Origin of the sequence: Flavobacterium galactosidilyticum (genome assembly GCF_020911945.1) — a bacterium.
In the GTDB taxonomy this organism is placed as follows: Bacteria; Bacteroidota; Bacteroidia; order Flavobacteriales; family Flavobacteriaceae; genus Flavobacterium; species Flavobacterium galactosidilyticum.
In genome coordinates this window covers 1566977-1581744 of record NZ_CP087135.1, presented here as the reverse complement: position 1 = coordinate 1581744, position 14768 = coordinate 1566977, and the positions used below count along the sequence as shown (strand labels likewise).

Genomic DNA, 14768 nt, shown 5'->3' with positions numbered 1-14768 from the left:
ATTATAAACTAAAGTTTTTTAAAATGAAAAATTTAAAACTAATTTCAATATTTTCCATGCTACTCTTATTCTACACTTTGACTAGCTATTCGCAGTTTAGCGGATGGAAAGAAAAAGCACTAGAAGTAGGAACTTCCCTTGGAGCAAAAAAACTAGGCCTTGATGATGTTCTCAAAAAACCCGCAGCAATCACAACCTCTTTTGAAGATGTAAATATATCAGAATCCAAATTTCCTGATTTAATAATGGTGAAAAACGCACAACCTTTATACTTACTTCCTAAAGCGATTACAGGCGGTTATATATTATGTGATGGTTTTTTTGAAATGACTAATAAAAGTTATTGTCTTCATGCGGGAACATTTCAACCTTCAAAAGGTGATGGTTATATGTATGCTCCTACTCTAGGTCCAAAACAAGAAATTGTAACAACCATTCTCAAAAAAGCTGAAAATCATCCAGAAATTAGTCAGCATGATATCCAGATTCTTCTTTGGACTATTATTGCTAGAGCACGCTTTGCGGATTATAGTGGGCAAGTAAAACTTACAGCTGTTTCTTTGTTAAGTCCGCTAGAATTAACACAACTTGAAGGTGGAATGTTAGGCGTTTTACCTGCGAGTTTGATGAATAAAGCTAAATCTAAACTTCCTGATGGAATACAAAGTGTTTTTGAAGCCGAAAACAAAATCCGTCAACTAGTTGCTTCAGGTAATTACACCTATGCTGATATGGAGAAATATGCTATAATAGCAGGCATGGCTCCTGAAAGAACTGATGTACCTAGCGGCATTTGGACTTTGCATCCTGATGGCTATTACATCCGATATTTTCCTTCGGGATATTCACGAACCAAAGTCCAAATCTATGTCCCAAAAGAGTTGATTGCCTCTGGAAAAAAAATCATTTATGATGCGACAAACGATATAGCTTGTCCTGCAAATACAGGCTCGCAACGCTTAGCTCAAACAAATGAACCAATAGATCCAAACTACTCTATTAAAATTAAGATTAATTGTAAATAATATACATCACTTTTTTCCATAAAAAAGCCCCGATTTTCGTCGGGACTTTTTCGTTTCTACACAATAATTATATAAAGAAAGTGTATTTATTCTAGTGAAAAATCATTCTATTACCTCCAGAAGGCTTTTCCTTCATACCAAACTTATTCAGTTTATAAGTTAATGAAAACATTACATATCTCTTTAAAACTGTATTTTCTTCGTCGCGAATATTAGTTGGCGAAATAGTTCTAGTAGCACTTTGATTCTGATTTAACAAATCATAAACCTTTACTTTTGCCGTCATTTTTTTATCAAAAAAACTATATGCTAAACTAGTGTTCCATAAATAAAAATCTTTCTTAAAACCATCTGCAATATTAGAGTTATAGGTATATCCAAAATCATTCCCGAAAACCCAGTTTTTTGGCCAGTAATTTGTTGTTTGTATATTAAAACGATGAATCACACTTGAAGCACCCGTTGTTCTATAATTGGTATATTTTGAATCATTATAAGTAAAATTATAGGTAGGCGCTATCGAAAGTAATTCCCCGTAATCATACGTAAAGTTGGCTCTTGGATTCAGTCTTAATGTATTGGCTTCAAACATTTCTCCGTTAACAAATCCTTTTGACAAACCGTAATTACCGCTAAAACCAACACCATATTTAAAACTATGGGCTTCTCTTTTTGTTGACTTATTCCAGTTTGCTCCAAACCATCCCGAATAGGTTCCAGAAACGTTTTCAAAAGTTGTACTGCTCTTAATATTAGCATCATAAAGTGTTGAAGAAACTACTTGATCACCATATAAATTCCCTCCAATATAAATAGAGTAACCAGAACGAGTAGCATAATCAAAATTTCGGAAACTAAAATAACCCCATTGATTGCTGCTCGGTTTTAAATTTACATTTCCTACAACAGTGCTCAACGGATTTGACAAATCTTCCACAGGCAAAACTTGGTTAGCATTAGGAAAATCAACATCATAACTATAATTCAAATAGATTGATTTTGATTTAGTAAAACGATATCCCACTCTCGCATTCGCATACGGCAACACATAATTTTTAGATAAAGTTGTAGGCAAACCCAGATAAAATGAATTGTTGTCAAATTGTGAGATCGAAGGACCTACAGTAGCACTTACATCATATTTTTTCTTATTCAACGAAAAGCCTGCTTGAGGACGAAATGATTTAGTAGACGATGTCAAATAGTTAGTTAACTCTGGATTTAAATCAGAATACGATTGAGAACCCGCATTAAAGTCAAATGTGTTTCTATCATCAGATTTGAATTCGTTACTGTAGTTCATTCCAACTTTTACATTCAAAGAATCCGTTATTGGCTCCGAATATTCTATTTCAGCAACATATTTATCAACTATATTTCTGTTTTTTCTAATCTGATCGCGAACTATGTTTGCATTTGTACCTTGATAAAATATGGTGTTACTTTTATTTAAAGAGCTTAATTCCTCTTTTGAATTATCATTATCGAATGACGCACTTAAAAAACGACCTATACGTTTAAATCTTTTATTGAAGTTAATCGCATTGCTGAAACTTCCTCTATCACTATCGTCAAAAACTTGAGCTTTACTATCATTTACCAGTTGTCCGCTGTCATTGAAAGATTTTTCAAAAGAATCATTACTGAATTTTGAATTCGATTTCATGAATTTTGGTCCAACAAAAATTGTCGCAGTCGAATCTATTTTATATTCTACTTGAAAACTTAAGTTATGTCCAAAATTCTCACCGTGTGTTGTCGCTTCTGATTCCTTAGTAATGTTTCCTGTTGATAAAAAAGTAATTACTTTACTTCTGTTTAAATTATCAGAATTTGAATTGGAGAAGAAATAACTTCCGCTAGTTTCCATATCTTTTATCAGTTCATCAGCATAATTTATACCTACCATATTGGATCGGGTAATTCCGCTACCACCACCAAAACGATTTCCATTAACTGAAAATGCACCACCATTAGAGTTGTAGGACATAGAACTATTTCTACCACCACCCATATTATCAAAAATTTCATCCATAGAGAAACCTGTGGAATTGATATTATTGGACGAAGCCAGCACACTTATTTTTCTTTTGCCTTTAAAATAATTCATTAAAGCACTGCTCTCATAACGATCATCCGTACCATAACCGCCCATAAATCGTCCAAAGAAACCTTTGTTTTTCTTCTCATCGATAGTTAAATTAATACTAGCGTTATTAGAAGTCGAAGCTTCCTTACTCAATTCCTCTTTCTTGGTTTTAGTATCTGTAATTTGGACTTTATTGATAATATCCGAAGGCAAACTTTGCAATGCAATTTTACCATCTTTATCAAAGAATGGTTTTCCATTTACTAAAATCTGATTTACATCTTTTCCGTTTACGGTGATTTTACCATCAGTCCCTATTTCTACTCCAGGTAATTGTTTCAATAAAGTTTCCACATTCGCATCAGGGCGGACTTTAAATGAAGAAGCATTAAATTCTAGGGTATCTTTTTTAATTCGAATAGGTGGCGCATCGTTTTTTATAACCACTTCATTTAAGGTATTTGGATTTTCTATCAATGACAAAACTCCAAAGTCTTTACTTTCTGAAATAGATGCCATTTCCCTTTTAAGAGTCTCGTAACCCAAATAAGAAATTTTCAAGAAGAAGGGTTTAGTGATTTTTTTGGTATCCATTTTAAAGAAACCATTTTTATCTGATATTGTATAATCGATAACAGTGGAGTCTTTAACCGAAGTAAGGAAAACAGTAGCAGCCTCGATAGGATTTTGGCTATTTTTATCTAAGATTTTACCTTTAATAGTAATGTTGTTTTGTGCAAATGACGCAACGCTTAAAAAGAACGACAGAATAAAAAAGTACTTTTTTTTCATAAATAAAAAAATTCGCTGTTAATGATTTCAAAATCAACAGCGAATTAAGTTATTTATTCTTACAGAATGTAATTTCTTACATTAAATTTAACATTTATTTTTCTCTGATATAGATGTCAATCGGCACTCCTGAGAAGTCCCAGTTTTCTCTAATTTTATTTTCAAGGTAACGTTTGTACGGTTCTTTTACATATTGTGGCATATTAGCAAAAAACACAAACTGAGGCGTTTGCGTTGGCAATTGCATACAATATTTAATTTTTACGTACTTACCTTTAGTCGCAGGTGGCGGATATGCTTCAATTACTTTCAACATAAACTCATTGAATTTTGAAGTAGCAATACGTTGTTGTCTATTTTCATACACTTTTACTGTTGCTTCTAATGCTTTCAATAAACGTTGTTTTGTTAAAGCAGAAACAAAAAGAATAGGCACATCCGTAAATGGCATTAACTCTTCTTTAATCTTATCTTCGTAATCACGTGTAGACATAGTTTCTTTTTCAACTAAATCCCATTTGTTTACAAGAATGACAACTCCTTTTCTGTTCTTTTCAGCCAACCAAAAAATACTTTGATCTTGACCTTCAAAACCACGAGTAGCATCAATAATCAAGATACAAATATCAGCATGCTCAATCGCACGAACCGATCTCATAACCGAATAAAATTCTAAATCTTCCTTAACTTTAGCTTTACGACGAATTCCCGCAGTATCAACCAAGTTAAATTCAAAACCAAAACGGTCAAATTTTGTATCAATAGCATCACGAGTTGTACCCGCAATATCCGTTACCATAAAACGTTCTTTACCAATCAACGCATTTATAAAGCTAGATTTCCCAGCATTAGGACGACCTACAACTGCAAAACGTGGCAAAACTACTTCTTCTTGAACCGGTTCTGGTTTTACGGGGAAAGCATCAATCAATGCGTCCAATAAATCACCTGTTCCACTTCCAGATATACTTGCAAACGTATAATATTCTCCTAAACCAAGGTTGTAAAATTCAATAGCATTTTTCTCGCGCATGGCATTATCTACCTTGTTTACAGCTAAAAGAACTGGCTTAGTCACTTTGCGTAACAATCGGGCAACAACATCATCCATTGGTGTTATTCCTTCTTCAACATCAACTACAAATATAATTACGTCGGCTTCGTCAATGGCTAATTCTACTTGTTTGCGGATTTCTCCTTCAAAAACGTCATCAGAACCACGTACATAACCTCCCGTATCAATCACAGAAAACTCTTTTCCGTTCCACTCGCTTTTACCATAGTTTCTATCTCTGGTAACTCCAGAAACTGAATCTACAATAGCTTCTCTTCTTTGTATCAGCCTGTTAAAAAGGGTTGATTTCCCCACATTAGGTCTTCCTACTATCGCAACAATGTTATTCATAAGTATTTATTCAAATATTTTGCAAAGGTAGTGTTAAATCGATTGACTATCAATTTTTTTGATATATTAGCGCGGACTAACCAATTTTAATTTTATGGATACTAATAATGAACTGCGACTTCGCTTACGGTTTTACAAAGATGTGATGATAAACACCTCTATTTTAAGTCAAAAATTCGCAGATTTTGCAAAATCAAATCCAACTGATTATGCCGTAAAAACAAGAGGAACTCATATTTGGATAAATATAAAAGGCGACAAAAAATCCTATTATTCGCCCCATTTACATTTAGAACTAGAAGCTAAAAGTGAAAACGAAACACACATTCGAGGTCTATTTGGTCCAGATCCCACCTTATGGACATTCTTTATGTTTCTACATTTTATCATTGCAGGAGTATTTTTGATTTTCAGCGGCATTGCCTACTCCAACTCTGTTTTAAACAAAAGTTACACTTTGGATTTAGTTGTACTTGTGCTAATGGTCATCTTTTGGTTCCTACTTTATTTTATTGCAAAACAAATCCGAAGCAATGGAAACAATCAAACACACGAGCTCGAAAAAGTATTCTTAGAAATTCTCGAGTCATAATTATAAAGAGCTAATCCAGCACTCCATTGCAACTCCTCGTTCATAAAGGAGTTGTTGCAATGCGCTTGCAGGAGCTTCCTCCGGTCGCTCTGCAACCACAGCAACAATACCTTTTTTCACTGCGGGGTTTTCATTTCGATCTGGGCTAAAAAAAAAAATCAGCATTAGAGAAAAACTCTTATACTGATTTTATATATTTTACAGCCAGCTACTTTTTACTGAACACTAATAAGCTGAACACTGAACACTAAATTACTGATTGTAACCAAACCTTTTTAACATATTAGCATTACTTCTCCAGTTTTTGTTGACCTTCACGTATAGTTCAATATGTATTTGCTTACCAAAGAATTTCTCTAAATCAACACGAGCTTCCATTCCTACTTTCTTAAGCGCCGCTCCTTTGTGGCCTATTATAATTCCTTTTTGAGTATCTCTTTCTACCATAATCAGCGAGCGGATTCTGATAATATCATCCGTCTCGAAAAATTCTTCAGTAACGATTTCTACCGCATAAGGAATTTCCTTACTGTAATTCAACAATATTTTTTCACGTATGGTTTCATTTACAAAGAACCGTTCCGGTTTGTCAGTCAGTTGATCTTTTGGATAATAAGGTGGAGATTCTGGCAACAATTCTATAATTCTTCCAAAAACTTCAGGAACATTAAAATTTTGCAAAGCTGATATTGGGAAAATTTCAGCATTTGGAACTTTAGCAGTCCAGAAAGCCACTTGCTCTTCTAATTGTTCTTGATTAGAATTGTCAATTTTATTCAATAATAAAAGGACAGGAATTTTAGCATGAATGATTTTATTAAAAAAAGCTTCATCTTTCAAATCCTGCTCACCAATTTCAACCATGTAAATCAAGATATCAGCATCTTCAAAGGCAGACTTAACGAAGTTCATCATCGATGCTTGCATTTCGTATGCTGGCTTGATGATTCCCGGAGTATCCGAAAGGATTAATTGAAAATCTTCTCCGTTTACAATTCCAAGAATTCTATGACGTGTTGTTTGCGCTTTAGATGTAATGATAGACAATCTTTCTCCCACGAATGCATTCATTAAGGTGGACTTCCCAACGTTTGGATTTCCTATGATATTTACAAAACCTGCTTTATGTGACATTTTAATATAATTTATTTTGCAAAGGTAGTTATATCAAGTCAATAGATGAAATAAAACATTTTTTTAAATTTATGTTTGACTTTCTTAAATTTAGTTGTACATTTGCACCCGAAACAACGCGGGATAGAGCAGTAGGCAGCTCGTCGGGCTCATAACCCGAAGGTCACAGGTTCGAGTCCTGTTCCCGCTACTAAGTAGCCTTATTGAGATTACAAAACGCACATCGCGGGATAGAGCAGTAGGCAGCTATTCGGGCTCATATCCGCCAAGGCGGACACAAGTTCAACCAAGATTGCAAAACACATAGCGCGGGATAGAGCAGTAGGCAGCTCGTCGGGCTCATAACCCGAAGGTCACAGGTTCGAGTCCTGTTCCCGCTACTAAAAAACCATTAACTTTCGTTAATGGTTTTTTCATTTTAAAGCTTTTTATAATGGAAGAATTGGTAGTTTACATTTTATATTCTGAAAAATTTGACAAAAACTATACTGGATTTACCTCTAATCTAATAGAGCGTTTCAAATCTCACAATGAACTTGGAATCAAAGGTTATACTTTAAAATTTAGACCTTGGAAAGTGATTCATGTCGAATTTTTTGATTTAAAATCCGAAGCAATGAAAAGAGAAAAATTCCTAAAAACAGGAAGTGGAAGAAAGTTCATCAAAATTTTATTCAAAAATAATAGTTAGGAGAGCTCATATCCGCCGCGGCGGACTCAGGTTCGAGTCTCCGCCGCGGCGGACTACTTGAGGAGCTTCACAGAAATCTGGAGCTTTTTTTGTTTGTATATACTTTTTGATAAGCATAAATGATTATGATTGCAATTATGGAATTAGGACATCTTCACACAGTATTAATAGACATTTAGTTGTTTTAAACATCATGCAATTTGTTATGAAACCAAAAAAAGGCCAAACATTCTTAAATGTTTGACCTTTTTTAATAAATTTGAAAGCATATTGGTTTACTGCTAAAAAAGAAGAATAATTAGTGCCCATCAAATTCTCTGCGGTTATAAAAATCGTCATTATCGCTGTCAGAAACCTCGTTTGATTCATGATTCGGATAATAAGAATCAAATACTTTTTTCTCATAATTCCTGTCAAAATTTTGCTCTCGATTATATCGTGTTGTTTTTCTAAAAGTATTATAATCTATACTATTAGCCATAACTATTTTTGTGTCTTTATTTATGGTCACAGATCCAATCGGTATAATAATATGGCTGTCTCCATCCTTGTACATAAACTCATTTACACTTTCGTTTGTTATAGCCTCATGAACCTCATTTTTGCTTTCTTCTATTAATCCTTTATCGACATTGACATCTAAATAAACTACGCGTTGCATATCTTTATTTACCCATAGATTGTCGACTTTACCTATAGTTCGGTTCTCTGCATCTACAATTTTCCAACCTCTTACGTCCGAATAGTCTGAGGACACTTTATAATCAGAAAGTTCATCTAGTCGGTATAAATTTCTATTGTCATTTTCCATACGTTCTATTATTTTAGTAGTATCAATTTATTTATTTTCTAAATCTTTTTAAAGAATTCACATAAAAGAGTGTAGTTATTACCGCAACTTTAATAATTAATTTGCAGTAGTATCCACACTTGTACTATTTTCGATCACTGTTGTGTTTTGTACTTGCACTCCATTGTCTTTGAAAAAGATGAAATAAATAAGTGCTGCTAGTACCAATATTGCAATAATCCATGGCCATATTGGCTTCTTTTTTTCTATTTTAATTTCTGCCATAACTATTTTTCTTTATAATTAATAATGTTTCACTTATATGATAATTAAAGGTACAAAGCAGAATAGATTATAAACTATTTAATTTCAACTATAAGTTACATAATTCCCAGCAACCTAAAAATTACATATTGAATCTCTTTTGCGAAAATTGAAGTTGATATTCAAAAATACCATCAACGCTATTTTAATCTTAAACAAAGATTGAGATTGGAGTCAAAATTTACTTGAATTAAAAACCACTATAAAATAATATAAAAACTAGAAGATTTTATGAATGATCATAAAGTATTTAGGATACGTAAGAAGCCTTTTTTCATTTATTTACTTTCAAAAACATATAAACATGATCCAATGAATATATTTTTTTACTAACCATTTAAAGATTCTCTGCACAAAATCAAAAGATATTCACATAGCAATCTGACACAACTCCCATATAACAATAAAAATAAATAAGTCACACGAATGATTGTAAACAAAATCTCTTTTATTTTTGCCAAATGTTAGAAATTCTTTATCAAGACGAATATATTATAGCAATCAATAAACCTAGTGGATTATTGGTTCACAAATCATTTTATGCGCGGGACGCAAAAGTGTATGCTATACAAGAACTGCGAAATCAAATAGGAGGACAACATGTTTACCCTATTCATCGGTTAGACCGCAAAACATCAGGTGTCTTGTTATTTGCATTAAACAAAGAGGTTCTAAAAATTATGAATGATCGTTTTGCCACACGCGAAGTCGAAAAAAAATATTTGGCAATTTTACGTGGTTGGTCACCCGATGAACTAACGATAGATTATGATTTAACCAATGATGATGATATAAAACAAAATGCAATAACTTACTTTCATCGTTTGCAAAATACCGAAATTGCGTTAGAATTTAATAATAAGCCCACATCACGATATTGTTTGGTCGAAGCGATTCCTGAAACTGGACGCATGCATCAATTACGAAAACATTTCAAACATATTTTTCATCCCATTTTAGGAAGTCGTCCACATGGTTGTAACAAACAAAATAAATTATGGCTAGAAAATCATGATCTGAAAGGAATGATGCTTCATGCACACCAGTTAATTTTTAATCATCCAATAAAAAACGAGCAAATAATCTTGAATGCAAAGATTAATGAAGAGTTTAGCAGAGTAGGCACTATTCTCAATCTAGATTTGAATATGTATAAATAGGATAATAATCCTCAAAAAATGGGTTAGACATTTCATCGCTTCCCGTACTAGAAAAGCTTCAGAGATCTACAGGTTTTTCCCTCTTAAAATAGAGTATTTCATTGTAAGACACAAAAAAACCTGCTTAGCAACAAGCCAAACAGGTTTTAACCAATTACGAAAAAAAAATTAATCTTCTGAAGCAATAGCTGTATTTCTATCCGCTTTTACATCTAAAAGCACTGCTAACCCTTCATCATTCAACATTGTCATATTCAAAGTATCCAAAATAGCTAAATCTCTAGAGACAAAACCATTAAATTTATTATAAGAAATATTCATTTCTTTTAAACTATTTAATCGCTCTAATTCCATCGGAACAGCACCATTCATTTTATTATCGAACAAACTTAAATTCTCAAGTGATGTCAATTTCTTTACATCCTTACTTAATTCACCTACAAGTTTGTTACTATTCAACAATAGTATTTTTATTGTTGTAATTTCATAAAGCGAATTTGGAATCCTACCTTCTATTTCGTTATTGAACAATGATAATGTTTCTAAATGTTTTAAAGCACCTATTTGCATCGGCAACTCACCTGAAAGTGAATTCATATACAATTCTAAGTTCTTCAAATTTGTCATTTCACAAACAGAAGCGGGAATTACTCCTGACAATCTATTGAAGGACAGGTTTAAAACTTTCAATTCCCTTAAGTAACCAATGTTAGTTGGGATTATGCCTGATATTTGATTTTTGTGTAAATCTAATTCTCGAAGATTTTTTAAATTTACTATTTCAGCAGGGATTTCACCCACTAGATTATTATTTTGCAAATGAACAGAAACTACCTTATCATCCTCAACTTTAACACCATACCATGTCGCAACGGATGTGGATAAATCCCATTTAACATTCCATTGTTTACCATTCGTTGATTCAAACAATTTCACCAATGCATCTTTTTCTATTTCAGAAACATTTGCAAGCATCGAAATGGAAAATAAGATAGTTAAAAATGCAGTAGATAACTTTTTCATAATTTAGAGTTTTACTTTCTTACCTCTAAACTACTTATATTCTCTTTTATGAGCAAATAAAATCGTCAAACAACATAATTATATTTTATTTAACAGAAATAACTTACTTTAAAATTACTTCTTAATTGAAAATAAATTATTTGATCTCCTCACATTCACTTTTAAAAAAAATAATCACTACTGTTTACAAGCTAGTATAAAATTGAAATTCCTACATCTTAAATACAAAAATCAAATTGTTACCTCTGCAAATTGATTGTTTTACCTATCCTTCAGACACTATTTTCCTACTATCTTCTCTATGTCTTGAGCTAAATCAATATCTTTATCAGTAACACCATCAGCATCATGAGTAGTCAAGCGAATTATAACTCTATTATAAACATTGAACAACTCTGGATGATGATTATTTTTTTCGGCCAATAATCCTACTCTAACAATAAACCCCAATGCTTCTGAAAAATCTAAAAATTTAAATTTCTTCTCAAGTTTATTGTCGATAAATCTCCACTCGTTAAGTTCTTTCAATTCAGACTTGATGTTTTCTTCAGAATATTTTTTCATGATTTCTATATTTTATTTCCATAAAGTTAGTTAATTTCGAGATCTTTAAAAACACTTTAATTTTATTGATTATTTTAAAAAAAATATCATTCTGAAATTTGAATTCATTTTATTCTTTTACCATTTATAATTCTACCGCTGAGCTTCCTCCTTACTGGGATAATTTAGCAGTTTCAACCGTTTTTTTATCTAAAAGTTATCTTGAGGTTTTAGAGCAATCATCTCCTGAGAACATGCTTTGTAATTATATTGGCATTTTCGATAATGAAATATTAGTTGGTATTGCTGTTTCTCAATTTCTAAATTTGAACAAATTAGAATCATTCGGAGACCGAGATAAATGTGTTAAAACTGCGATTCGGAATATCGTTTTTAGAAACTTTGCTTCCCATGTTTTAATCATCGGAAACAATATGCTGACAGGTCAAAATGCTTATGCTTTTGCAAATTCAATTGATAAAAAGAAAGCCACTCAGGCCTTATATGACGCGACAAATCAGTTGAAAAAAATATTTAAATCGAAAGGAATTACAATCCACATAACGACCTACAAAGATTTTAGTAGCGAGGAAATTAAACATTTTGAAACACCTGCTTTCAAAAAGTATTATCAGTTTTCAACGCAACCCAATATGGTTTTTTCAATCCATGAAAATTGGAAGTCAGAACAAGATTATATTGATTCTCTTTCAAAAAAATATAGAGATCAATACAAACGTTCCCGAAAAAAAGCGAGCGGAATAGAGAAAAGGAAACTAAATCTCGAAGAAATTATTCGATTAGAAGATACTATTAATGATTTGTATTTTCACGTAGCAAAAAATGCCCCTTTTAATACTTTTTTCCTTCCTAAAAATCATTTTAGAATTTTTAAAGAAATCTTTAAAGAAAAATTTCTCTTCTATGGCTACTTTATTGGCGAAAAACTAATTGGTTTCAACACTTTAATAAAGAACGGTGAAGTAATGGACACCTATTTCCTAGGATATGATGACAGTATTCAACGTGAAAACATGCTGTACTTGAACATGCTTTACGACATGATTGCTTATTCTATTAAAAAAGATTTCAAGGAAATTGTATTTGCACGAACAGCTTTGGAAATCAAAAGCTCTGTTGGAGCAAAACCAATAAAAATGTATGGACTCATATCCCATACTAATCCGTTAGTAAATCCATACATGTCTATAATATTCAAGTATTTAGAACCTAAAACCATCTGGCAGCAGCGAAATCCTTTTAAGTGATTTTACTCAAAGGCTTAGGAATTGCAACTTTCATTTGTTTGGGGAGAATTTCAATACTAAGTTTTGTTTCTGTTCCGCAATATTCTCCGTCAATTTGAAAGCAAACTGGAAAATTTGTTGTTATTACCGCTTTATCAGTCGAAATAATTCCTACATCATTCTTGTCTAAAGGCATGTTGCCTGTTATGATTTTACCAAGAACCATCAAGTCCACGTTTTTTAGAATAACCAACTCAAACTTTCCGTCGTCCATCAGTCCATTTGGATTTATGGAAATTCCAGTTCCGTATTTCTGGGAATTAGCAATGACAATCATTCTTGCTTCAGATTCTATCGTTGGAAAATCTCCTGTAATCGTTGCAACGAAAGGATCTTCTAAATCAATTAGGGTATTAACGGTTTGCAAAACATAACCCAACTTCCCACGTATATCACTATTTTCGTAATTCTTAATCATTTCAGCATTTAGCCCTAAATCACTCAGATGAATGCTTTTGTTTCCATTAATGGAAATCATATCCATTTCCATGAAATCATTGTGAAAAGCAATTTCTAAATTTTCAGCAATGGTCTGTGGTAAATTCAAATCGACAGCTAACCCATTAGCAGAACCAGCAGGCAAAATTCCGATAATTACATCGTGATTTTCCATAGCTTCAGCAACCATTTTTATAGTACCATCGCCACCTGCAACTATAATTCGCTCCGGTTTTAAGTCAAGATACAAATCTTCGATAGCCTTATCATCTGAATCGCCTGATGTTTCGTAAATAACCAAATTTATATTTTTTTCTACAGCAAAAGCAGTGCAAGCCTCGATAAGTTCTAACTTATTAAGTCCTCCTGAAATGGGATTTACAACTAAAATACTATTTTTTTTCAAAGTTTATTTCATTTTATTATTTAAAACCACTAAATTCAACTTCTCTCAAAAGTAATACAATATATGAAACCAATTTTAAAATTATATCGCGGCTACGCAAATGAACAAGAATTAATTGTCATGGGACATGTCTTTAAGCCAACAACGAAAACGGAATATAATTTTCAAAAAAAGAATCTAAAAAATGCCACTTCAGTTATTAAAATGTTTCAACTAAAAACGCAAGCAAATGCAGATGTTTATTTAGAGCATGACAATTCAAAAATTCATACCAAAACTTTAAAAGATGGCTATTTTAAATTTTGCGTTCCTCTAGACCAAAGCAGCACTTATGGATGGATTGATTATAATGTGAGTATTGTTCATAAAAATGAAGTTATAGTTACAAAAGAGAGCTACATTAGGCCACACAAGGGGAACTTAGGAATTATATCTGATATAGACGACACCTTTTTAGTTTCGCACACTCGAAATCCATTAAAAAAACTATATGTATTACTGTTTAAAAATATAAATAAACGCAAGATTTACGATGATGTTGTTGCGCACTACCAATCTTTAAGTACTGCGGGTCGAGATAACAAAACAGAATTTAATGCTTTTTTTTACGTCTCCAGTAGTGAATGGAACTTATATCGATTCATAACAAAATTTACCGAAATGCACCGTCTGCCTAAAGCAGTTTTACTTTTAAAGGATATCAAAACGAGTCTGGCCGATTTTTTCTGGACTGGCAATGGAGACCACAATCATAAATTTGAAAAAATCAAACACATATTAGAGTTCTATCCTAATCTAGAATATGTGCTACTTGGCGACGATTCGCAGCAAGACGCTTTTTTGTACGAAGCAATTTGTAAAATTTTCCCAGTGACTGTAAAAGCAGTTTACATCAGACAAACAGGCTCAAGCCAAAAAGAAAAAGTAAATGCTATTTTGCAAAATCTAGAGACCTTACAAGTTTCAGTTTGCTATTTTAAACATAGTATCGAAGCAATTGAACACTCCAAATCTATTGGTATAATTGAATAAAAAAAGAGCCCTAAATT

General features: G+C 32.5%; 15 protein-coding genes and 2 tRNA genes. 8 read left to right on the top strand and 9 right to left on the bottom strand.

Annotation, left to right across the window (positions count from 1 at the left end; genetic code table 11):
• Window positions 1-23 precede the first annotated feature (23 nt).
• Window positions 24-1025: a hypothetical protein gene (locus LNP27_RS06895; RefSeq protein ID WP_229943862.1), complete on the top strand. Its 1002-nt coding sequence runs from the start codon at window positions 24-26 to the stop codon at window positions 1023-1025.
• A 91-nt stretch (window positions 1026-1116) separates the two neighbouring features.
• Here the strand turns inward: LNP27_RS06895 and LNP27_RS06890 are convergent, their stop codons facing one another.
• Together LNP27_RS06890 and der are read right to left on the bottom strand one after the other, a co-directional pair.
• Window positions 1117-3906, bottom strand: a complete 2790-nt coding sequence (locus LNP27_RS06890) for an outer membrane beta-barrel protein (protein WP_229943861.1) — start codon at window positions 3904-3906, stop codon at window positions 1117-1119.
• A 94-nt stretch (window positions 3907-4000) separates the two neighbouring features.
• The gene (gene der, locus LNP27_RS06885; protein ID WP_229943860.1) at window positions 4001-5311 is read right to left on the bottom strand and encodes a ribosome biogenesis GTPase Der; all 1311 of its coding nucleotides are present in this window, start codon (window positions 5309-5311) and stop codon (window positions 4001-4003) included.
• Window positions 5312-5405: 94 nt separating this feature from the next.
• Here der and LNP27_RS06880 point away from each other — a divergent pair, with 94 nt between their 5' ends.
• The gene (locus tag LNP27_RS06880) at window positions 5406-5903 is read left to right on the top strand and encodes a hypothetical protein (RefSeq protein WP_229943859.1); all 498 of its coding nucleotides are present in this window, start codon (window positions 5406-5408) and stop codon (window positions 5901-5903) included.
• On the opposite strand, the gene LNP27_RS06875 is transcribed toward LNP27_RS06880, so the two are convergent.
• Together LNP27_RS06875 and era are read right to left on the bottom strand one after the other, a co-directional pair.
• Window positions 5904-6068, bottom strand: coding sequence for a hypothetical protein (locus LNP27_RS06875; protein ID WP_229943858.1), 165 nt, complete (start codon window positions 6066-6068; stop codon window positions 5904-5906).
• 87 nt (window positions 6069-6155) lie between these two features.
• The gene (gene era, locus LNP27_RS06870) at window positions 6156-7037 is read right to left on the bottom strand and encodes a GTPase Era (RefSeq protein ID WP_229943857.1); all 882 of its coding nucleotides are present in this window, start codon (window positions 7035-7037) and stop codon (window positions 6156-6158) included.
• Between the two features lie 117 nt (window positions 7038-7154).
• On the opposite strand from era, the gene LNP27_RS06865 reads away from it, so the two are divergent.
• The 3 genes from LNP27_RS06865 (at window position 7155) to LNP27_RS06855 (ending at window position 7728) form a co-directional block, all read left to right on the top strand.
• Window positions 7155-7227, top strand: a tRNA-Met gene (locus tag LNP27_RS06865).
• Between the two features lie 117 nt (window positions 7228-7344).
• Window positions 7345-7417, top strand: a tRNA-Met gene (locus LNP27_RS06860).
• Between the two features lie 53 nt (window positions 7418-7470).
• Window positions 7471-7728 (top strand): GIY-YIG nuclease family protein, encoded by a 258-nt coding sequence (locus LNP27_RS06855; RefSeq protein ID WP_229943856.1) that lies wholly within the window; start codon window positions 7471-7473, stop codon window positions 7726-7728.
• 298 nt (window positions 7729-8026) lie between these two features.
• Here the strand turns inward: LNP27_RS06855 and LNP27_RS06850 are convergent, their stop codons facing one another.
• Window positions 8027-8539, bottom strand: a complete 513-nt coding sequence (locus LNP27_RS06850) for a PRC-barrel domain-containing protein (RefSeq protein WP_229943855.1) — start codon at window positions 8537-8539, stop codon at window positions 8027-8029.
• 96 nt (window positions 8540-8635) lie between these two features.
• Complete coding sequence (locus LNP27_RS06845; protein ID WP_229943854.1) at window positions 8636-8803, bottom strand: hypothetical protein; 168 nt, start codon at window positions 8801-8803, stop codon at window positions 8636-8638.
• A 500-nt stretch (window positions 8804-9303) separates the two neighbouring features.
• Here LNP27_RS06845 and LNP27_RS06840 point away from each other — a divergent pair, with 500 nt between their 5' ends.
• Window positions 9304-10002 carry a pseudouridine synthase gene (locus tag LNP27_RS06840; RefSeq protein ID WP_229943853.1) on the top strand — a complete coding sequence of 233 codons (699 nt, stop codon included), beginning with the start codon at window positions 9304-9306 and terminating at the stop codon, window positions 10000-10002.
• Window positions 10003-10170: 168 nt separating this feature from the next.
• Here LNP27_RS06840 and LNP27_RS06835 read toward each other — a convergent pair whose 3' ends face one another.
• Both LNP27_RS06835 and LNP27_RS06830 read right to left on the bottom strand, forming a co-directional pair.
• Window positions 10171-11025: a leucine-rich repeat domain-containing protein gene (locus LNP27_RS06835; protein ID WP_229943852.1), complete on the bottom strand. Its 855-nt coding sequence runs from the start codon at window positions 11023-11025 to the stop codon at window positions 10171-10173.
• Between the two features lie 279 nt (window positions 11026-11304).
• Window positions 11305-11589: a 4a-hydroxytetrahydrobiopterin dehydratase gene (locus tag LNP27_RS06830; RefSeq protein ID WP_229943851.1), complete on the bottom strand. Its 285-nt coding sequence runs from the start codon at window positions 11587-11589 to the stop codon at window positions 11305-11307.
• Between the two features lie 98 nt (window positions 11590-11687).
• On the opposite strand from LNP27_RS06830, the gene LNP27_RS06825 reads away from it, so the two are divergent.
• Window positions 11688-12836, top strand: coding sequence for an 8-amino-7-oxononanoate synthase (locus tag LNP27_RS06825; protein ID WP_229943850.1), 1149 nt, complete (start codon window positions 11688-11690; stop codon window positions 12834-12836).
• Here the strand turns inward: LNP27_RS06825 and LNP27_RS06820 are convergent.
• Complete coding sequence (locus LNP27_RS06820) at window positions 12829-13719, bottom strand: diacylglycerol/lipid kinase family protein (RefSeq protein ID WP_229943849.1); 891 nt, start codon at window positions 13717-13719, stop codon at window positions 12829-12831. The genes LNP27_RS06825 and LNP27_RS06820 overlap by 8 nt on opposite strands.
• A gap of 63 nt (window positions 13720-13782) precedes the next feature.
• On the opposite strand from LNP27_RS06820, the gene LNP27_RS06815 reads away from it, so the two are divergent.
• Entirely contained in the window at window positions 13783-14751 is a 969-nt protein-coding gene (locus LNP27_RS06815) for an App1 family protein phosphatidate phosphatase (protein ID WP_229943848.1), read from the top strand.
• Window positions 14752-14768 lie beyond the last annotated feature (17 nt).